This is a genomic window from Haloglomus halophilum (assembly GCF_024298885.1).
GTDB classification, from domain to species: domain Archaea; phylum Halobacteriota; class Halobacteria; order Halobacteriales; family Haloarculaceae; genus Haloglomus; species Haloglomus halophilum.
The window spans coordinates 213845-232881 of sequence record NZ_CP101166.1; the positions used below are offsets into that span (position 1 = coordinate 213845).

Below are 19037 nucleotides of genomic sequence, written 5' to 3' on the forward strand. Positions count from 1 at the left end.
CCGACCGACGACGGTGGCTTTTTGTCCGAACTGCGCCCATAGCCGACAGACTCCCCGATGTCAGAGCCCTCCGAAACGGTCGCCGCTCCTCCATCCGCCGACACCGACCCGCCGGTCGTCTGTCGCTCGGTGCGCCGCGAGTACCGCCGGGGCGACAGCGGGCCGACGGTGACGGCACTGGATGATGTCTCGCTCGCCGTCGAGGCCGGCGAACTCGTCGCCGTCGTCGGCGCGAGCGGGAGCGGCAAGTCGACGCTGTTGCACCTCCTCGCGGCGCTCGATACGCCCACGGCCGGCAGTGTCAGCATCGCCGGGACGGACACGGAATCGGTCGGCCGACGTGGCCGGACGCGACTCCGACGCCAGCACATCGGCATCGTGTTCCAGCGGATGCACCTATTCCCGTCGCTGACCACCCGCTCGAACGTCGCGCTGCCGCTGGTCGAGGCCGGCATCGGTCGGCGAGCGCGCCATCAGCGGGCCGACGAGTTGCTCGAACGCGTGGGGCTGGGCGACCGACTCGACCACCGGCCCGACGAGCTCTCCGGCGGCGAGCGACAGCGTGTCGCCGTGGCCCGGGCGCTGGTGCTGGACCCGGCGCTCGTCATCGCCGACGAGCCGACGGGGGAACTGGACACCGCGACCGGCGAGCGGGTGCTGGAGCTGTTCCGCGAGGCGGCAGACGACCGGGCGGTCGTGGTCGCCTCACACGACGATGCCGTGGCCGAGGCCGCCGACCGCGTGATAGAGCTACGCGATGGGCGCCGCATCGACGCCGGCGGCGCCGACCGGGGTCACAGAGATGAATGAGGAGCCGCCCCCGGTCGGAGTGGACTCGGGGACACACCGCGGGAGACTCCGCGGGCTCGCGGGGCTGGCCGCCGCGCGGCTCGGCCACCGACTCCGCGAGCGGGACGGACAGACGCTGCTCAGCGTCGGTGGGGTCGCCGTCGCGGTCGCATTGCTGCTCGTCGTGACGAGCGTGAGCGCCGGCCTCGTGACGGGGACGACAGTCGGCACCGACGAGACGGACTACTGGATCCTCCCGGAGGGCTCCGCGGGCAGTGCCGTGACGGCCGTCGAGGGGCAGCGACTCGGGCAGGTCCATCCGGTGACCGAACGCCTCACCGCCCGACCGGGCGTCACCGACGCGACGCCCGTGCTCACCGGCGTGCTTCGGCTCGGGCCAGCAGACAGCGACGTGGAGCCCCAGTACGTCGTCGTCCTCGGCGTGCTTCCGGGGGCGAGCGAGCAGCGTGTCGCCGGGCTGCCGACGGACGCCCTGTCGCCGGGCGACCCCTACTACGCGAACGGGTCGTACAACGGCACGTGGACCGGCGAGGCGGTCGTCTCCGAGAGTGCCGCGAGCACGTTGGGCTCCGAGGGCGGACAGGTCGAACCCGGAACGAGCCTGCAGGTCGCCGGGACGGAGTTCGACGAGGGGTTCACCGTTTCGACAATCGCGACCACCGACGGCCCGGGAATCGGGCAGTTGCCGGTCGCAGTCGTCCACCTCGCCGAACTCCAGCGGCTCACGGGCGGGACGAGCGGCGACGTGGCCGACCAGATCCTCGTCTCGACGGACGGCTCGGTCGCCGCCGAGGACCTCGATGGCGTGTACCCGAACGCCCAGGTGTTGACTCGCGGCGAGTTGCTCACCTCGCGGGCACAGCAGAGCGGCCTGCCGGTGGCGATGGCCGCCGCGGCGCTGGTCGTCGCCGTCGTCGTCGGAACGCTGTTCCTCGTGACGACGGTCGGGTTCTCGGTCCTCGCGGACGCCGAGTACAGGGCGGTCCTCGCGGCTATCGGCGTCTCCGGCACCTCACGGGCCACGCTGGTCGCCGGCGAGACACTGGCGACCGCGGGCGTGGGCGGACTCGTCGGCGTGGGCTGCTGGCTCGTCGCCGCGGCCGTCGTCGCCCTCCTGGGAGTGTTCGGAACCGCGGTGCCGTTCGCGGTCCGGCCGGTGTTCGGACTGTACGGACTGCTGGTCGCGCTCGGTGTCGGCCTCGTGGCGCTGCCGCCGCTGGTCGTGGTGAGTCGCCGGACGCGGGCCGTCCGGGAGGTGCTTCGATGAGCCCCGACGGCGATTCCGAGGGGGACGAATCACCAGCCCCGTCGTGGCTTCCCGGGACGCGGGCCCGCGCTGCGGTGGGTATCTCGCTGTCACAGGTCCGGCACTACCGCGTCCGGTCGGTGCTGTCGGTGGTCGGTATCGCGCTGGGGGTGGTGCTGGTCGTCTCGCTCGCGGGGCTGGGCTACGGCCTGACGACGACCGGTGACGAGGCAATCGACTACCTCGACCACGACCTCTGGGCGACGAGTGGCCAGGTGGAGCTGAATCCGGCCGGTATCGGTGGCGTCGCCAACCCAATCCCGCAGGCCCATCGGACGACCGAGGAGTTCGAATCGAACGAACGGGTCCGGGACGCACAGGCATTGGCATTCCAGACGGTGTACGTGAGCGATAGCCCGTCGAACTTCGATACTATCGCCGGTGTCGGGTTGACCGGGAACGGGTCGCGAGTCGTCGGTGGGGGCGGGTTCTCCACCGGCGATGTCCACTACGCCAACGGGAGCTACGACGGGCCGATGACCCACGAGATATTCATCGACGAGCGGACCGCCGAGCGGTACGACGTGGGAGTCAACGACACGCTGTACGTCGGCGGCACCATCTACCAGGCCGAACGCAACGAGTTCCGCATCGTCGGGGTGACGCGCTCGTTCTCGCGGTTCCTCGGCGTTCCGACAGTCGCAGTGCATCTGAGCGAACTCCACGAGGTCTCGGGAACGACCGGGAGCGACCGCGCCAGCATCGTCGGCGTCAGTCTCGCCGAGGGGTACGGGACCGAACGCTCACAGCGAGCACTGGAACGGGAGTACGCTGACTTCGACTTCCGGACCAACGACGAACAGGTGGGCGCCATCATCGGTCGACAGGCCTCCGTGCTGGCCGGGGCGGGGACGCTCGTCCTGCTCGCGGTCGTCGCCGGCATCGCGCTGGTGCTGAACACGCTCGCGCTCGTCGTCTACCACCAGCGCGAGGCGCTCGCCGCGATGAAGGCCGTCGGGATGCGTGGCCGCACGCTGGGCGTGATGGTCGGGACACAGGGGGTCCTGTTCGGCCTCGTCGGCGGCGCCGTCGGCTGTCTGCTCGTCCCGCCGCTCGTGAGCGTCGTCAACGGCTTCGTGGCCGACCTGACGGGGTTCACGGAGCTCATCAAGACACCGCTCTGGCTGTACGGCGTGGGGCTGGGGCTGGCGCTCTCGATGGGAACGCTCGGCTCGCTCGTCGCCGGCTGGCGGGCCGCGAGCATCGACCCGCTGGCTGTCCTCTCTCGACAATGATCCGATTCGTCGCTCACCGCGCTACCTCGTCGTACGACGGCCCGGGAGCGACGCGAGACGAGCGCGAGCCGGCGTGCTACATCGCCGAGTCGATGTACGACATCCGGCAGCAGATCTACGAGTGGCGCTACACGCCGCCCGTCGAGGTGAGCCGATGAGCTACCGTCGCGCACTTCTCACGCGCTGGTCACGCCGAGACCGACTCGCGGTGCTGGTGGTCGCCGTGACCGTCGCGTTCCTCGTCGGGACGACGCTGCTCGTCTTCGCCGCGGGCGCACAGACCGCCACCATCGCCGCGCAGTTCGACTCGCCCGGGTCGGTGACGGCCCACGAGTCGCCCGCAGCCGCGGCCGCGAACGACCCGGACGCCGTCGTGCTGCCGCTCGGCAACGCGAACGGCACGACTGTCGTGGGCATCCCCGAGAACGCCTCCGTCGGGGGCGTGGCGCTCCGCGATGCCGTGCCCCCAGAGTGGCAGGTCGTTACACCAGATGAGGTGAGGTCGCCACGCACGGCGCTGGCCGTCCACCCCGATGGCCGGAGTGTGGATACACGAGAGGGAGCGAACGCGACCGGCGTCGACGGGGCAATCGCCGCAGCCGTTCCGAACGAGGGCGTCCCCCTGCTGTCCGCGCTGGCGTTCTTCGTCGCCGGCACGCAGCAGGCACTCGTCGTCGTCGGCGTGGCCGCAGCGTGCGGAGGACTGCTGGTCGGCGTGACGACCTACAGTGTCACGCGCATGAGCGTCCGGGACCGGCGCCCGACCATCCGCGTGGTGCGGGCCACGGGCGGGCGTCCCCGGACGGTCCTCGGCCTGTTCGCCGCCCGTGCGGGACTGCTGACCGCGGTCGGCGTGGCGCTGGGCTACGCTATCGGCGTCATCGCGACAAACGCGGCCGTGAACGTCGCGGTCGTGGCCGGGCTGCCGACATCGCTCGCCGTGCAGGTGTCACCACGAGCTGTCCGGGTGCTGGTGCCGCTGTTCGCGGCGCTGATCGGCGTCGGAATCGGCAGTGGCGTCATCGCGTCGTGGAGTGCCGCTCGCGCCCCACCCGGGAGCCTGACCGACCCCGTGAGCGGGCGGTCCGGTGCCGACACGGGCTCGAGTCTCGTGGCCCGGCTCCGGGCGGCCGCCCGGCCCCGGATTCTGGGCTGGCGACCACTGGTTCCGACCGCGGCGACACTGACGGCGTTCGTCCTGTTCGTCGGACTCGCCGCGGGGCTGGCCGGCGTCGCCGCACCCATCGCGGGCGGCGCGGGACCGCTCGACGGCCTGGTCGACAGCGGAACCGCCGTCGAGACGACGACCATCGTCCAGCCCGGGAGCACCCATCCGGTGAGTAGCAAGTTGCCGGCCGGCTACGCCGACGCGCTCCGGGCACGCGGCGCGAATGCGAGTCCGGAAATCCTCCTGTTCGAGGTCGTCGACGGCCAGCCCGTGCCGGCACGCGGGGCGAACTACACCGCCTTCTCGCGGGTGACCGACGCCGACCTCGTCGCGGGCCGGGCACCGCGGAACGCCTCCGAGGCCGTCATCGGCGCCGACGCAGCCGCCACGCTCGACCTCGCCGTCGGCGAGCAGGTGCTTCTGGGTGGGAGTACCCAGCCCGCAGTCACGCAGGTCCGGCTGGTCGGGACGTTCGAGGCCGCGGGCCCGTTCGACGATCAGGTCGTGGTCCCGCTGGCGACGGCGCGGTCGCTGACCAGCGTCCGCGAGGGGCAGGCGAACCTCATCCGGGCGACCGACCTCCCGGCCGTGGCGCCGGGCACCGGGAGCGGCATCGGTGTCACCGGGCTCTCGACACCAGGTCGAGTGCCCGCGGAGGGACAGCTCCGGGTCGACGTAACCGTTCGAAACGACGCACCCGCGGAGGGAACCGAGCGAATCACCGTCACGTATCGTGGCACGACGCGGACCATCGAGGTGACGCTAGCGCCGTTACGCTCGACGACGCGGACCGTCACCTTCCCCGCGGGTGCGGCCGGGACGGCCACCGTGCAGGCAGGTGACGCCAGACGGGATGTGACGGTCGTGCCCCGCGATGCACTCGCACTCGAGGGCGTCCCCGAGCGGGCACCACCTCGGTCCGAGCCACTGGTCCGGGTCGTCAACGCCTCGGGCGCACCGACGCGAGCGACGCTGACGGTCACGAACGGGCCGTGGAACCGTTCGGTCTCGACGGGGAGCAACGGTCGGACACGACTCGCACTGCCCGCCACGCCCGGCACCTACACTGTGCGGACAACTGCAGAAGGGGCGACGGCCGCGGAGGTGACGGTGACCGTCGCGGCGAACGCGACCCGGCAGGTGGAGACGCGACTGGCAGTCCAACCGGACACTCCCAGCACGCTCGTCCGGCCCACGGCGACACTCCGGTTGTCGAACCCGTGGAACCGGACGCTGACGCGACGGGTGCAGTTGTCGGGTCCTGGCGCTACACTCGACCGAGAGGTACAGCTGACGCCCGGGCAACGAACGGCGCTCGACAGCCGTCTCGGCAGGCAGCCACCGGGCGAGTACACCGTCACCGCGAGCGTCGGGTCCGGAACCGATGCGACCGCGCTGAACGCCACCTACCGGGTGACCGGCGACGACCGCATCGTCGCGGCGCTGGCGACCAGCGGCCGGACGGGGACGAGCGGTATCGGACAGGCCATCGAGGTGGCGTTCGGGAACTTCGGGTTGCTCGTCGGGACCCTGGTTGGTCTCGCGGCGCTGATGACCGTCGGCGGGACGACGGCCGCGTTCGCGGCTGCTGTCGCTGCCCGCCGGCGAACGCTCGGCGTCTTCCGCGCGACGGGTGCGACGCCCGCTCGCGTCGCGCGGCTGGTGCTTTCCGACGCACTCCGGATCGGTATCGTCGCCGCGTTACTGGCGGTCGTCCTGGCGTCGGTCGCGCTCGCCGGACTCGGCGCCGCAGACCTGCTCGTCGTCTTCGGCGTCCGCATCGGGTTCCCGACGCTGGCCGTGCTGGTCGTCTGTGCCGTGGGCGCGGTGCTGCTGACCCTGGTCGCTGCCGGCCTCGCGCTGGTGGGGACGCTCCGGGCGCCACCGGCCTCGCTGCTCGCTGATTCCGGACCGCACCCCCCGGGAATGAACGGCCGTAGCCGAACCCGGCAGTCCCATTCAGTCGGGGAGAGTCCCCGCGCCGAGCCCGTCGGAGGTGACGACGATGACTGACCGCCGCCGTGGACTGGCCCTCGTCGCACTGGCAACGCTCGCCGTGGGCATCGCGACGCGAGCGTGGCCGCTGTACTGGAGCCCGTACCCGGCGACGCTGGACGCGTTCCGGTACGCCCGACTCGCGGAGGCGACGACCGGAGGTGCGCTCCCGATAGCCACGCTCCAGGCCGACGAGCTCGTCTTCACCATCGTCCACGGGTTCCTGGCGGCCGTCACCGGCGTCTCGACGCTGCGGATCGCCCAGCCGATGGTCGCCGTCACGGGTGGGGCCTCCTGCCTGACCGCCGTCGCACTCGTGGTTCGCATCGGCCGTGAGCGGGACTGGTCGACGCGACGGCTGCGCATCGCCGCCACGACGGCGGGCCTCGGTATCGCCGTCGAGGGGCTCTACCTCCGGCGCTCGGGCGTGCCCGACGAGGAGGCGTTCGGACTGCTGGTGGTGCCGCTGCTGGCGCTGGCGGCGTGGCAGGCACTCCGAACTCGACGCCCGGCGTGGTGGATACCGACCGTCGCGCTCACGCTGACGATGCCACTGCTCCACAACATGAGCGGCCTCGTCGCCGGGATGACGCTGACCGGCGTGGCGACGGCCGCGCTCGTCCGGAGCCGTGACCGCTGGGACGTGCTCGCCGCGCTCGCCATCGGCCTCGGCTACTGGACCGTCTACTTCGGCTACGCGCTTACGGCACCCGCGGTGGGGCTGGACCTCACCTACAGCGGCCTCCTGAGCGGGACCCTCGGCCTGTTCGTCGCCTGGGTCGTCGCGGTCGGCATCCTCGCCGTGTGGAGTCGGTCGGCGTCGCCTACGGCGCTCCGACTGGCCTGGTTGCTCCCGGTCGGTGGCTGGTTCGTCCTCGTCGGCGTGAACACGGTCGTGACCATCTACCCGGGGACCGTTCCGTCACCGAACCTCGTCGCGCTGCTCATCGGCGCGTACGTCGTTCCCGTCGTGCTGGTCGGTGTCGGGCTCCCTGCGGGTCGTGCAGGGAGTGGGACGCCGGCATTGGCTGCGCTCCTCGCGCCCGTCGCGCTCACCTACTACGCGCTGACCGCGACGCTCACGCCGCAGTTCTTCGACCTGCTCATCCGCGTCCAGTCGTTCGCCCATCTGCCGGCGTTCGTGTTCGTCGGCGTCGCACTCGGGGCGGTGCTGGTTCGAGCAGAGCCCGCAGTACGAGGTGTCTCTGATTCGATTCCGGGCGTGGCGGCCGACGGCGGCGTCACCGGTGCCAGTGGCTCCGAACGAATCCCGTCGTGGCTAGGGGCCGCAGGGCGTGTGGCTCTCACGCTCATCTTCGTGATAGCGCTGGCCGCCACCCTTCCTGTCGGGTACGTGGACCTCGACACCGGCGCGATGCCCAGTACGACCACGCCCGGTGAGTTCCAGGGGGTGACATTCGCGGAGCGGTACGTGAACGGCTCCTATGCGACCGACCACGCACTGTCCCGGGTGGGCATCCACTACTACACCGAGACCGGTGCCACCGTTCAGGTCATCCCCATCCGAAGCTGGCTCCAGGGCGGACCACCGCCCACCTGTCCGGTTCTGGTGGCGGAGGACTGGGTCACCGCCGGAGCACACCTGTACCCCACGGCCCCCGAGACGCTGTCGCGCGACCGCTACGAAGGATTCCTCGAACGACGACACGTGGTCTACCACTCCGGCGGCGTCGACTCCCACACGCTGGTGGTCCCGAGAGCCAGCAGCAAGGATTGCTGAATTAAATCCCCAATATTGTCACTATATCACATTTCCGGTAAAAATACAGAGTATTACTGGATACTGAGGAACGCTCGAATCGAGTCGACACCGTTAGGCCCCCGTCGGCAGAAGCGGAAGCGATGACAACGGAGGGGCGGGAGTCGACGGATGCGAGCAGTCCCGACGAGCCCGTGCTGGCCGCCGAGGGTGTCTCGGTCGACCGGGGCGACACCCGTGTCCTCACGGATGTCTCGCTCGCGGTGCCGCCGGAGGCCCGACTGCTCATCCGCGGACCGAGCGGCGCCGGGAAGACGACGCTCTTTCGCGTCCTCGGGTTGCTCGAACCGCCGACCGAGGGCCGTATCCTCGTCCGCGGGACGGACGCTGCCTCGCTCCCGGAGCGCAAGCGGGCGGCACTGCGCCGCGACCACGTCGGCATCGTCTTCCAGGACTTCCAGCTCATCCCTGACCTGACGGCTCGCGAGAACGCCGCGCTCCCGCAGGAACACGGCGGGAGCCACGACGGCGAGTGGCTGGACACGCTGTTCGAACGCCTCGACATCGTCGACCTCGCCGACCAGTACCCGGCGTCGCTCTCGGGCGGCGAGAAACAGCGCGTCGCTATCGCCCGGGCGCTGGCCAACCGGCCGGCTGTGGTGCTGGCCGACGAGCCGACCGGGCAACTCGACCCCGACACCGAGGGGCGGGTGCTGGACCTGCTCGACGAGGCCACACGGGAGACGGCGCTCGTGGTCGTGAGCCACGACCGGGCACTGGGCGAGCGGTTCGAGCGGACCGTGACGCTGCGGGATGGGCAGATTGTCAGCCGCTAGTGTCGATTACAGAGATTTGAGGAGAACGCCCACGACTGAAGTCGTGGGAGGATGTCAACGAATGGCGTGTTCCGGGATGGAGGGGCGGTCGTTTTCCCACCGTAGTTCGTCGAGCACACTAACTAGCCCATCAATTCGCTGTTCAAACACGTTCAGAGGGTGCGAATCGAGGAACTCGGCCTCCTCTCGCTGTACCGTCTCTCCTCGATGATCGATCTGGAGGTGGCATTCTCCGAGACTCATGTGTGTTTCATCCTGGTGCCATCCGATCATGAGGTCACGCTCGGGCTCGACCCACTGGACCTTGTAGAAATCATACGCGTAGTCCTGTGGGAAGTCGAACGAAATCTGAAGTTCGGCCTCATCGACAGGATACGACCTCGTCAGGAATATCGGTGCTGCAATCGTCGCTCGAACACCGGTCTTATTGCCCGTAGACATATGATACCAGACCTGTTCAACTGGAGACCCCTCCGTGGAGACCTGGGTCTGGAGGCGGTTGTGGAGTCGGCTGAGAAGTGTTCGCTTATCGAGGTTCGCGCGATTCGCGAGAAATATCATCGAACAGTCTACTGGGAGAGTGGCATCGAGGAGTTCGGTGAACCGTCCTGTCCGGGGTAGAGCGACCGGGCATCGTCGTAGAGTTCGAGTGCGTGCTTGAGCAGGCGTTTATTGTCCTCATAGGTTTCCCACTGTCGAAGCACACGATTCCGTTCCTGGATGGCCTCGCTGGTGAGGTCGTCATCGGTGAGCGTCGATTCCAGATCGTCCCGTGATTCGATGTCGAATTCGGTCTTCCATTCGTCGATCTCCGCTTGAATCGTGGCAATCTCCTCACGGAGCTCCTCGCGACTGTGGTCATTGATCAGCTCGGTTACTTCGTTGAAATATCGGAGCTGGTAGTTCGGAGCGTACTTCGTGTTCCCGTCGTCGCCCTCGATATCGTGAATCTGCCCGAATTCGACGAGCATCTCCAGTTCGTCTTTCGCGGTCTGCCACGAGGAGATCTGTGCCTGTTCACGTACCCACTCGACGGAGCGGGGCCGGGTGAGTGTCGTCGCGATCTCCCTGACACGCTCGCGAGATGATAGCCCATCAGTCCACGATTCGAGGCCAGGGTCGGTCATACCTGTCACTCGTCGCCGTAATCTATTATATCTTTTGAGGAGTCTCATATATACGAGATAACTTCGTGAGGAATCGGCGGCAATTTCGGGAGACTCGACGATGACACCATAGAAACCTACTGAGTGCCCCGCTCGTCATACCCCCGAGGGACCGCTCACTCCACGTCCGACTCGGGCGACCGCCCCTCGGACGTGAGGAGTCCGACCAGCTCCCGGAGCCCGGGCAGCCCGTGTCGGTACCAGAGCCCGAGCCCGACCACCGTGAGACCGAGGCCGAACAGGAACAGCGGTGACCCCTCGATATCCCGGAGGTGGGTGAGGATACCGACCGTCTCGGTCGATGGTGATGGTGCTAGCGGCCACGCCAGGAACACGAGGTCGCCGAAGCTCAGTGACACCAGCGAGCCGAACGCGTCACCGAAGAAGTGCGACGCGTAGCCGATGGCGAGTGCCGTCCCCGAGGTTTCGGCCCCCCGGAGCCGGAGCGCCGCGACGACGGCGAGCATGATGACCGTCCCCGTCAGCAGCGAGTGCGCCAGCGACCGGCCGTACGGCAGGACGCCGACGTACCACGCCAGCGTCTTGTCGATGAGGTCCGGGAGCTGGGTGCCGAATCCCAGTGCAACGACGGGAAGTCCGACCGGTCGCTCGCTGAACCGGCCACGCAGGTACAGCGTGTAGGCGAGGTAGCCGAGCGCGGCGTGGGCCCAGGGCCACATTCAGCCGGACGTATCGCGGGGACGTGGATAGGTCGTTCGGGACACGCCCACGACCTCAGCCCGAGGACGGGCTGGTCGTCGCGTTCGTCGCGTTCGTCGCGGTGGCGTTCCCCTGCCGGACGCGGACGGTCTCGTCGTCGTATATCTCCAGCGTCCCGACGACGGTTCCGTTCGGCGCGACCCGCTCGACGACCAGGGTCGGCGTCCGGTCACCCGGCTGGCCGTCACCGCCCCCGTCGTCGACCTGCTCGCCCCGGAGGAAGGCGGTCACCTCCGCGGTCGTCGTGACCTCGTGGACATCGCTGGAGCGGGCATTGACGAACGCCGTGTACGCGATGCCACTGCTGTCCTCGGGGACGATCCGAACCTGCCAGTAGAGCTGGCTATCGACCACGACGGGGATAGGCTCGGAGGGAGTGAACCGGTTCCAGTCGGTCGTCCGGGCGGCCTGCCGGACGTAGTCGGTCGCCTTGCGGGCGCCGAACAGCGACGCCGTCGGCGAGTACCGCTCGTACTCGCCGGTCCGCGCGTCGATCGTCCAGACCTCCTTCAGCCCCTGGGCCTGACCGTACGGCTCGACCGCGACGACGTACTCCGGGCCGGCCTCCGTGAACACGAGGAACGGCTGGCTGTTGCCCTCGCCCGGAACGGGCGCGACCTCGATCTCGTCCTCGTGGCTCGTGAACGTGTTGACGATGCCGTTGCGGTACTTCGTCGCCGCGACCTTCCGGCGGGTCAGGTCGAACGGGTAGAGCTTCTGGCCCGACAGCGCGGGATGGTCACGGGCCTCCGCCGGCGAGAGGTCCTCGACGGTGCCGTCGCGGTCGAGCAGGACCACCCCGCCCCATTCGGGCGTCGTGTACGGCAGCGGGAGCCAGTGGAACTCCGGTTTCGTGTACGGGACGGCGATGTACTGCTCGCCCTCGTGGACCACCATGTACGGGTCCTGGTACTGGACGAGGTAGTCGGCCCGCTTCAGCGTCTCGAACCTGTAGTTGTTGTAGAAGGCTGGGCCGATTCCCTTCTGCAGGTCGCCGACGACGGTGTCGACCTCCGCGTTCTGCTCGGTCATGTCGACGAGCACCGTCCCGTGCTGGCGCTTGGTGAGATGGTTGAACGTCCCGTCCGGCGCGAGCGCGTACGACCAGTACGGCGTCCCGTTACGGACGGTGATGTCGCCGCCGGCGATGCGGTACTGTGGGAAGTTCAGGGTGTTCGAGGCGTACCGCGTCGCCACGCTCTGCGGGACGACCCGCGGCTTCGCCGGGTCGGTCTCGCTGAGGTTGCCGGCCGTGTCCGAGCGGGTCATCGTCGTCTTCCCGAGTTCCTCGCCGGCCAGCAGGCCGGCACCGCCGATGCCGACGAAGAGCATGAAGCCGGCCAGGACCAGCGCGACCTGGGCAGCGCCGGGTGTGCCGAGACGCGGCCGGAGGAGGGCCAGGACCACCAGCCCGAGTACCACGACCGGCAGGACTATCGGCGTCGTGTAGAGGCCGTAGACGACGGCGTGGAGCCACGGCCGGAAGTACCACCCCAGGACGGCGAGGACGACACCCGTCACGACCAGCAGGACCGCCAGTCGGCGGGGGTTGCGGTCACGCATCCGGTTGAGCCAGTTCCAGACGGCGAGCAGGAGGGCATCCTGAGAGGGCATCGTACCGGCCCATCTCGACGACAGGGTATCACTGTGGCGGAGGTCCCCATGGTCTCGTCCGAATCCCCGGCAGCGAGGCCGGAAGGGGGCCGACGATGCTGGCCCAGACCGGAGCGTAGCCCGAGGGCGACGGTGACGGGACGCGCCACGCGCAGGCCGGTGGTCGATGCTGCGAGGGATGGGGGCAGCGGGCGTTCGCACTCGGCCATCGAAGCCCGACACCTTCTAACGCCCTCCCCCGAACACACCCACAATGGCGACCCGACGGCGACAGCGGTTCGTCCACGCGCAACTGGCGTGGATGCTGGCGACGGTGCTGGCCCTGTCGCTGCTCGGGTCGCTCTCGTACGAACTGTTCTTCGTCGTCTCGCTCATCGGCTTCCTCGTCGTGGTCGAGTTGACGGCCCCGTTCAACGTGACGCCGCGGTGGCGCTCGCGGCTGAAGTGGCTCATCGGGCTGGGGCTGGTCGTCTTCGGCTACATCGTGGTGCGGCGCATCCTCGCCATCCTGCCGCCGGGGGTGTTCGGCTGAATGGCGCGCGAACTGCTGGGCGTCGAGTGGGACGTTCCCCGCGTGTTGCTGGTGGCGCTCGTCGCAACGACGCTGCTGGGCGTCGTCGTCGCGGCGAGCACCTCCTCGGCCGCGTTCGGGCTCTACAACCCGGGCTGGGAGGGGACCTCCGAACTCCGGACCGTGGCCGACGAGGCCGGGACGGAGACGACGGTCGCTCGGAACGTGAGCGAGTATCGTGGCGCCGGCGACGGGACGGTCGCGGTCGTCCTCGCGCCCGACCGCTCCTACTCCGAGCGCGACCTCGCGGCTATCCGTGGTTTCCTCGCCCGCGGCGGCACGCTCGTCGTCGCCGAGGACGTGGGGGCCGGTGGCAACGAACTCCTGGGCGGCGTCGGCGCGACGGCACGAGTCAACGGCACGCTCCTCCGGGACGAACGCCACAACTACCGCTCGCCAGCGATGCCGGTCGCACGGAACGTCACGGACAACGAGACGCTGACGCGCGGTGTCGAGCGCCTGACGCTCAACTACGGCAGCGTCGTCGAACCGGGCGACGGCAACACGACCGTGCTGGTTCGCTCGTCCGGGTTCGCGTATCTGGACACGAACGGTAACGGTGAACTGGACGACGACGAGCGGCTGGCCTCGCGACCGGTCGCGACGGTCGAGCGCGTGGGCCAGGGACGGGTCGTGGTCGTCTCGGACCCCAGCGTGTTCATCAACACGATGCTGGAGCGGTCGGGCAACCGCCGGTTCGCTCGCAACCTCGTGGCCAGCGAGGACCGGCTGCTGCTGGATTTCTCGCACACCGCCGACCTGCCGCCGCTGTCGCTCGCGCTCGTGACCGTCCGGAACGCGCCGCTGCTGCAGACGGCCGTCGGCTTCCTCGCGGTCGGCCTCGTCGGTGCGTGGGGTGCCGGCTTGTTCGGTCGGTTCGGGGCAATCGCGGCACGGCTCCGCGACGAGCGCCCGTCCGACGCCCCGCCCGTGACGGAGGCCGACCTCGTGGCGTACCTCCGCGAGCAACACCCAGAGTGGGACGAGTCGCGAATCCGGCGGATTGCGCAAGGGATTTCAACGGAACGCGGCGAAGGTGGCGCAGATGACTGACCCCGCGTCGGTGGCCGCGGCCGTCCGCGAGGAAGTGAGCACGGTGCTCATCGGCAACGAGGACACCGTCGACCGCCTGACCATCGCGCTGCTGACGCGGGGCCACGTCCTGCTGGAGGGCGTCCCTGGGGTGGCGAAGACGACGATGGCGAACCTGATGGCCCGGGCGACCGGGCTGGAGTACAACCGCATCCAGATGACGCCCGACGTGCTGCCCGCCGACGTGACGGGGACGAACGTCTACCGCGAGAACACCGGCGAGTTCGTGGTCCAGAAGGGCCCCGTCTTCGCGAACGTGGTGGTGGCCGACGAGATCAACCGCGCCACGCCGAAGACCCAGTCCGCGCTGCTCGAGGCGATGCAGGAGCGAACCGTCACCATCGAAGGGGAGACGCACTCGCTCCCGGACCCGTTCTTCGTCGTCGCGACGCAGAACCCCATCGAGTTCGAGGGGACGTTCTCGCTGCCCGAGGCCCAGCGCGACCGCTTCCAGTTCAAACTGACCGTCGACCTGCCCGACCGCGAGACGGAGTCGGCCATCCTCGACCGGTTCGACAGCGAGCCGGGGCTCGGCCCGGACGCTGTCGAGCAGGTCATCGACCCCGAGGGCCTCCAGGAAGCCCGCGAGACCGTGACCGACATCCACGTCGAGCAGCCGGTCAAGGAGTACATCCTCGACCTCGTCGCGGCGACCCGTGAGAGTCCGGACACGGCTCACGGTGCCTCGCCACGGGCAACGCTGGCCTTCCTCAACGCCGGGAAGGCACAGGCCGCCATCGAGGGGCGCGAGTACGTCATCCCCGACGACGTGAAGGCACTGGCAGAGCCCATCCTCGCGCATCGGCTGGTGTTGAGTACGGACGCGGAACTGAGCGACATGACGGCACGCGAGGTGGTGCAGGACGTGGTCGCGTCGGTGGCACCGCCGAGTGCCGAGGGGATGCTGGAGGAGACGGAGGGAGGCGAGGAGGAGGCGGTCAGCGACGGCGGGTCAGGTGTCGAGAGGTAAGCGACGCCGCGCACAACGAGCTTCGACTTTTCCGGGCTGTCTTCCCCTACGTCACCACCAGTTTACCGCAGTACGAGCAGGTCGTTATCAGGATAATCATTATCACGATAATGGCCGCCGGGACTGGCGATAATCGGCGGATACGGGGAAGATTATCCCTCACTGGACGCTGACTACGGCCACCCTCACTGGTCTGTGGGCGGAGTGTCCGTCTCGAACGCCTCCTCCTCCCGAGCGGGTCGCACAGTCACGGCCACGTCCGCCCGACCATCCGCCTCCGTGACCTCGGCCGCGGTCGGCACCTCGAAGCCGCGGGCGAAGCCGGCCGCGAGGAACGAGGCGACCGGGTGGTCGAAGCGTCCCACGTCGCCGTACGCGGACCCGGAGATGCCGACGGTGACGCGCTCGTGGCTCGCATCCACGTCGGCCCCGTCGACGAGTTCGAACTGCTCGACGAGGCCGTCGGCGAGTTGCTCGGCCAGCGCGCTCGGGGCGTCCGCCAGCGGGCCCGTCAGCGAGCGCTCGAACTCGTCGAACAGCGCGTCACCCGTCGGGACGAGCGCGAGGCCGCGCGTGGTGTCCGTGATGACGAAGCCGGGCTCGAGGGCGGCTCCGGCCGGAAGTTCGGGGTCACCGCCGCCACCGTCGGCCTGCGAGGCGAACAGCCGCACGTCGTCGCTCGCCCCGCGTGGGACGTATATCGGGTCCCCGAGCCCGAGGTCGTCGCGCAATGCGGTCCCGTTGGTAGCGAGGGTGCCGTAGACGGCTTCCCCGACGCTGACCGAGATGAACCGCTCCGGCGTGAGATAGTAGGTCAGGAGTGCGCCGAAGATGCCCGTCGCGCCGAGGGCGAACAGGACCGTCCGGGCACCCGGGAAGAGGACGCCCGCCCCGGCCGCGACGACGCCGACGAGCGCGAGACCGAGCGCCGTCCGGCGATAGCTCTGCTGTCGGGCACGGGCGTACTCGCGGCGAAGCCGTCGGTTCTCCTCCTGCAGCAGGTCGAGTTGCGCGGCGAGCGTGGCGCGGTCGGGCTGGTCGTCCTGTGCCGCTGGGGTCTGGTCGGAGGCACCGCTGTCGTCATCGGCCTCACCGCGCTCGTTTTCGTCCAGCGCACCCGACATGCCGTGTTCGTCTCCCGTCTCCGCCTCCTGACTCATGGCTCCTCCGAAACGAGTCCCAGTCGGAGTGTCCGTGAGTGGGAGATGCCACTTATAGAGAATCGAGGAGAAAACCCACGACTTCAGTCGTAGGGTGAATCCGACGAATTTGTACCAATCTGTGCCGTATGTGGCTCGTGCGTGGGGAACTGGCAGTTGACTCGGCGTTTGCCTTAACAAAAAGTAAGCCGACCACGCCGACAGTCGTTAAACAAACAGGTAACTCGAAGCCCTCTACGGGGTATGAGTAACGGCTTCGTGGCAGAGCCACTGGTTGACTGTCCAGAAACCTTAGATTCCCACCCATCCGAATCGACGGGAATAGGAACCTCGAGAAGCCCACGAGCAGTCGTGGGAGGATGTCACCGAAGCCGGGCGAGCTGTCTTCACGACACCGGACAGCATCAGCATCGACACGACCTCCAACGCCCCGCGACTCCTTCTGCTGGCCAGCGGCACAAAATCTTTACAGCTTCACGGTAATCTGTAACTACGACTCATCAATGTCACGAGCTACCGACCGGACCGGGGGCGAGGTCGTCGGGGAGTTCCTCTCGGTCGCGCAACTGCTAGAGGAGCCGCGGCTGGCGCAGGTGTACGCCCACTGCCATCGGGAGGATACGACCAGCGTACAGGACCTGATGGAGGCACTCGAACTTCCGCAGGGAACCGCATACGCCTATGTCGACCGGTTGACCGAGGCTGGCGTTCTCGAGGTGGACGACGAGGGGCAGCCACGAACGTACACTGCCCGTCCGATCGACCTGACGGTGACGACCGGGACGGATGCGGGAGAGTATCACATCACTCCGGCACTCGTCGACGCGGTGGGACGGCGAACGACGGACGCCGACATCGATACGTACATCGACCGACACGGAATCGCCGGCCTCGCCACGGCGCTCGAGTACGCTCTCGACCGGGAGCGCGGGACGGTCACCCACCGCTTGATGGCCCGCGACCTCGATATCTCGCCGCTTGCTGCCGAAATCATCCTCCAGGCGCTCCGTCCGGTCGTCCACGAGCACTTCGACATCGAACCGTCCGGTGCCTCACTCGACAACGTGGTTGCCGCCGAGGAGCCGGCAATCGACGATGAGGGCGTTGACGAGCCGTGAGTGCGGCCCACGTCGCGGACACGGGATTCATCGCCGCCCTCGGCGGGCCGGAGAACGAGCGATACCGGCGTGTCCGGACCTTCGCCCGGCGGAACGGCGTGGTGTTCATGCTCCCCGAACGCATCTACGATGAGCTGACCGCCTCGGATACCGAGGACTCGCACGTCGACACCGCGATAGCGGAGGGGTGGGTGCAAGTCGCCCCTTCGCTGAACTATACTGACTCGCTCGTCTCAAGGACGATGGATAGCGTCCAGCGGTACACACGGAAGCGCTTGTCCGGGAGACGGGCCCAGGCATCCAGAAACATGGCCGGGCAAGCGGACAGCCGATACCACTATTTATCTCCGAACCGTATAACGGTTCATGAACCGCAATGCGGTTCGGAAAACTGCCGACAGACAGAGCGCATACGTGCGACTCCCAGTCCCCCTCGGCGATCGGGAGGCGTTCCGACACGGCGCAACGGCTGACGTGCTTCATCTGCTCGTCGACAATCCGGGCCGGTCGTTCACGAACCGGGAACTTCGACGAGTAACCGGGCGTGGGATGAGTGGCATCAATTCAGCCGTGGACACACTCGAAGCACTCGGGGTAGTCACGGTAGACCGATCCGGCAGGGCAAACGCGGTGCGGGCTGCGTCTGGAATGCTCTTCAAGCCAGACGACCCGGTGACCAGCGTTCCGCAATCCAAGTACCATGCACCAATCAGAGAACTCCTCAGGCGACTCGAGTCGTTGATAGCGGACGATATCGGAGTTGTTCTCTTCGGCAGCGTCGCCCGGGGTGGGGCAGATCGGAGAAGCGATATCGACCTGTTCGTCGTCGTCGACGAGGACCGGATGCGAACACAGCGTGCGGCACATCGGCTCGAGCAGGAGTTCGCGGATGAGCAGTTCGACGGAGATCGATACGAAGCACATATAGTGGTGGAGACTTCGGAATCTGCTCCGGGCCACGACCGAATCGAGAACATCCTCGCCGAGGGGCTGACCCTGCGAGAAAACGCCGCACTAGCGGCCGTGAAAGACGAGGTGTTTGGCGATGGGGCTTGACGATGTCGTCGTAGCGCTGGAACATGTCGAACAGTTACTCGAAGATGGTGAGATGGGACCAGCGCAGGACTCGCTCTCGTGGCAGCGGGCTACCGACGATGCAGATATCCAACTCGGGAAGGCCTGTGCCATGCTCGGGACGTGTCGGCAACTCCGCAAAGGGACGAACAACTACATCAGTATCGTCGAGCTGTCGTTCAACGCTATCGAGCGATCCCTCCAGTTCTATCTCGTTGAGATGACCTCAGCAAAGTCGTCCGACTACCGAACGCACGATGACGTGTTCGACGACATCGAAGCACGAAACGTATTCTCCGAGAGGACTGTTGCAGGGCGAATCGATGCCTTCCGCTCCGAGCACCGGTCACGGTTCTACTACGATATCGATCGGCCAGGACGGGATTTCGCTCACGGGATGCACGACCTCGCCGAAGAGGTCCATCGGTACATGGTCGAATTCGCAGACGCGCAGAGTAGGTGCAACTGCGAGGACTGATTCT

The 19037-nt window shown here is 68.0% G+C and carries 19 protein-coding genes; 14 read left to right on the forward strand and 5 right to left on the reverse strand.

The window, feature by feature from the left end:
* The first annotated feature begins 57 nt into the window (after nt 1–57).
* The 7 genes from NL114_RS00990 to NL114_RS01020 all read left to right on the forward strand — a co-directional run bounded on the left by NL114_RS00990 (nt 58) and on the right by NL114_RS01020 (nt 9070).
* The gene (locus NL114_RS00990; RefSeq protein WP_254822946.1) at nt 58–810 is read left to right on the forward strand and encodes an ABC transporter ATP-binding protein; all 753 of its coding nucleotides are present in this window, start codon (nt 58–60) and stop codon (nt 808–810) included.
* Nucleotides 811–829: 19 nt separating this feature from the next.
* Entirely contained in the window at nt 830–2077 is a 1248-nt protein-coding gene (locus NL114_RS00995) for an ABC transporter permease family protein (protein WP_254822947.1), read from the forward strand.
* The gene (locus tag NL114_RS01000) at nt 2074–3351 is read left to right on the forward strand and encodes an ABC transporter permease (protein ID WP_254822948.1); all 1278 of its coding nucleotides are present in this window, start codon (nt 2074–2076) and stop codon (nt 3349–3351) included. Before NL114_RS00995 ends, NL114_RS01000 begins: the two co-directional genes overlap by 4 nt.
* On the forward strand, nt 3348–3509 hold the full coding sequence (locus tag NL114_RS01005; protein ID WP_254822949.1) for a hypothetical protein: 162 nt from the start codon (nt 3348–3350) through the stop codon (nt 3507–3509). Before NL114_RS01000 ends, NL114_RS01005 begins: the two co-directional genes overlap by 4 nt.
* The gene (locus tag NL114_RS01010) at nt 3506–6532 is read left to right on the forward strand and encodes an FtsX-like permease family protein (RefSeq protein WP_254822950.1); all 3027 of its coding nucleotides are present in this window, start codon (nt 3506–3508) and stop codon (nt 6530–6532) included. Before NL114_RS01005 ends, NL114_RS01010 begins: the two co-directional genes overlap by 4 nt.
* Nucleotides 6525–8255, forward strand: coding sequence for a sodium/phosphate symporter (locus tag NL114_RS01015; RefSeq protein WP_254822951.1), 1731 nt, complete (start codon nt 6525–6527; stop codon nt 8253–8255). The genes NL114_RS01010 and NL114_RS01015 overlap by 8 nt, the downstream gene beginning before the upstream one ends.
* Nucleotides 8256–8377: 122 nt before the next feature.
* The gene (locus NL114_RS01020; protein ID WP_254822952.1) at nt 8378–9070 is read left to right on the forward strand and encodes an ABC transporter ATP-binding protein; all 693 of its coding nucleotides are present in this window, start codon (nt 8378–8380) and stop codon (nt 9068–9070) included.
* A 54-nt stretch (nt 9071–9124) separates the two neighbouring features.
* Here the strand turns inward: NL114_RS01020 and NL114_RS01025 are convergent, their stop codons facing one another.
* From NL114_RS01025 to NL114_RS01040, 4 genes are all read right to left on the reverse strand, one after another.
* On the reverse strand, nt 9125–9631 hold the full coding sequence (locus NL114_RS01025) for a hypothetical protein (RefSeq protein ID WP_254822953.1): 507 nt from the start codon (nt 9629–9631) through the stop codon (nt 9125–9127).
* Between the two features lie 8 nt (nt 9632–9639).
* Complete coding sequence (locus NL114_RS01030; RefSeq protein ID WP_254822954.1) at nt 9640–10197, reverse strand: DUF7342 family protein; 558 nt, start codon at nt 10195–10197, stop codon at nt 9640–9642.
* Nucleotides 10198–10352: 155 nt separating this feature from the next.
* Complete coding sequence (locus tag NL114_RS01035; protein WP_254822955.1) at nt 10353–10916, reverse strand: metal-dependent hydrolase; 564 nt, start codon at nt 10914–10916, stop codon at nt 10353–10355.
* A 55-nt stretch (nt 10917–10971) separates the two neighbouring features.
* Complete coding sequence (locus NL114_RS01040) at nt 10972–12570, reverse strand: ABC transporter permease (protein WP_254822956.1); 1599 nt, start codon at nt 12568–12570, stop codon at nt 10972–10974.
* A gap of 253 nt (nt 12571–12823) precedes the next feature.
* Between NL114_RS01040 and NL114_RS01045 the strand changes: the two genes are divergently transcribed.
* The 3 genes from NL114_RS01045 to NL114_RS01055 are packed head-to-tail and all read left to right on the forward strand — an operon-like array spanning nt 12824 to nt 15203.
* Nucleotides 12824–13102 (forward strand): DUF8044 family membrane protein, encoded by a 279-nt coding sequence (locus NL114_RS01045; protein WP_254822957.1) that lies wholly within the window; start codon nt 12824–12826, stop codon nt 13100–13102.
* On the forward strand, nt 13103–14194 hold the full coding sequence (locus tag NL114_RS01050; protein ID WP_254822958.1) for a DUF4350 domain-containing protein: 1092 nt from the start codon (nt 13103–13105) through the stop codon (nt 14192–14194).
* The gene (locus NL114_RS01055) at nt 14187–15203 is read left to right on the forward strand and encodes an AAA family ATPase (protein WP_254822959.1); all 1017 of its coding nucleotides are present in this window, start codon (nt 14187–14189) and stop codon (nt 15201–15203) included. Before NL114_RS01050 ends, NL114_RS01055 begins: the two co-directional genes overlap by 8 nt.
* Nucleotides 15204–15388: 185 nt before the next feature.
* Here the strand turns inward: NL114_RS01055 and NL114_RS01060 are convergent, their stop codons facing one another.
* Nucleotides 15389–16363 carry a DUF7982 domain-containing protein gene (locus NL114_RS01060; RefSeq protein ID WP_254822960.1) on the reverse strand — a complete coding sequence of 325 codons (975 nt, stop codon included), beginning with the start codon at nt 16361–16363 and terminating at the stop codon, nt 15389–15391.
* A gap of 503 nt (nt 16364–16866) precedes the next feature.
* Here NL114_RS01060 and NL114_RS01065 point away from each other — a divergent pair.
* Genes NL114_RS01065 through NL114_RS01075 form a run of 4 tightly spaced genes read left to right on the forward strand, consistent with a single transcriptional unit; the run spans nt 16867 to nt 19033 of the window.
* Nucleotides 16867–17481, forward strand: a complete 615-nt coding sequence (locus tag NL114_RS01065; protein ID WP_254822961.1) for a winged helix-turn-helix domain-containing protein — start codon at nt 16867–16869, stop codon at nt 17479–17481.
* A complete protein-coding gene (locus NL114_RS21850) occupies nt 17478–17954 on the forward strand; it encodes a PIN domain-containing protein (RefSeq protein ID WP_491543634.1) in 477 nt (158 codons plus the stop codon). Before NL114_RS01065 ends, NL114_RS21850 begins: the two co-directional genes overlap by 4 nt.
* Entirely contained in the window at nt 17848–18537 is a 690-nt protein-coding gene (locus NL114_RS01070) for a nucleotidyltransferase domain-containing protein (RefSeq protein ID WP_254822962.1), read from the forward strand. The genes NL114_RS21850 and NL114_RS01070 overlap by 107 nt, the downstream gene beginning before the upstream one ends.
* Nucleotides 18527–19033 (forward strand): DUF8154 family protein, encoded by a 507-nt coding sequence (locus NL114_RS01075; RefSeq protein WP_254822963.1) that lies wholly within the window; start codon nt 18527–18529, stop codon nt 19031–19033. Before NL114_RS01070 ends, NL114_RS01075 begins: the two co-directional genes overlap by 11 nt.
* The last annotated feature ends 4 nt before the right edge of the window (nt 19034–19037 follow it).

Bases quoted from the DNA above. Each gene is read 5' to 3' on its own strand.
- NL114_RS00990 (WP_254822946.1), top strand. From the start codon at position 58: ATGTCAGAGCCCTCCGAAACGGTCGCCGCTCCTCCATCCGCCGACACC.
- NL114_RS01000 (WP_254822948.1), top strand. From the start codon at position 2,074: ATGAGCCCCGACGGCGATTCCGAGGGGGACGAATCACCAGCCCCGTCG.
- NL114_RS01005 (WP_254822949.1), top strand. From the start codon at position 3,348: ATGATCCGATTCGTCGCTCACCGCGCTACCTCGTCGTACGACGGCCCG.
- NL114_RS01010 (WP_254822950.1), top strand. From the start codon at position 3,506: ATGAGCTACCGTCGCGCACTTCTCACGCGCTGGTCACGCCGAGACCGA.
- NL114_RS01015 (WP_254822951.1), top strand. From the start codon at position 6,525: ATGACTGACCGCCGCCGTGGACTGGCCCTCGTCGCACTGGCAACGCTC.
- NL114_RS01020 (WP_254822952.1), top strand. From the start codon at position 8,378: ATGACAACGGAGGGGCGGGAGTCGACGGATGCGAGCAGTCCCGACGAG.
- NL114_RS01025 (WP_254822953.1), bottom strand. From the start codon at position 9,631: ATGATATTTCTCGCGAATCGCGCGAACCTCGATAAGCGAACACTTCTC.
- NL114_RS01030 (WP_254822954.1), bottom strand. From the start codon at position 10,197: ATGACCGACCCTGGCCTCGAATCGTGGACTGATGGGCTATCATCTCGC.
- NL114_RS01035 (WP_254822955.1), bottom strand. From the start codon at position 10,916: ATGTGGCCCTGGGCCCACGCCGCGCTCGGCTACCTCGCCTACACGCTG.
- NL114_RS01040 (WP_254822956.1), bottom strand. From the start codon at position 12,570: ATGCCCTCTCAGGATGCCCTCCTGCTCGCCGTCTGGAACTGGCTCAAC.
- NL114_RS01045 (WP_254822957.1), top strand. From the start codon at position 12,824: ATGGCGACCCGACGGCGACAGCGGTTCGTCCACGCGCAACTGGCGTGG.
- NL114_RS01050 (WP_254822958.1), top strand. From the start codon at position 13,103: ATGGCGCGCGAACTGCTGGGCGTCGAGTGGGACGTTCCCCGCGTGTTG.
- NL114_RS01055 (WP_254822959.1), top strand. From the start codon at position 14,187: ATGACTGACCCCGCGTCGGTGGCCGCGGCCGTCCGCGAGGAAGTGAGC.
- NL114_RS01060 (WP_254822960.1), bottom strand. From the start codon at position 16,363: ATGAGTCAGGAGGCGGAGACGGGAGACGAACACGGCATGTCGGGTGCG.
- NL114_RS01065 (WP_254822961.1), top strand. From the start codon at position 16,867: ATGTCACGAGCTACCGACCGGACCGGGGGCGAGGTCGTCGGGGAGTTC.
- NL114_RS01070 (WP_254822962.1), top strand. From the start codon at position 17,848: ATGAACCGCAATGCGGTTCGGAAAACTGCCGACAGACAGAGCGCATAC.
- NL114_RS01075 (WP_254822963.1), top strand. From the start codon at position 18,527: ATGGGGCTTGACGATGTCGTCGTAGCGCTGGAACATGTCGAACAGTTA.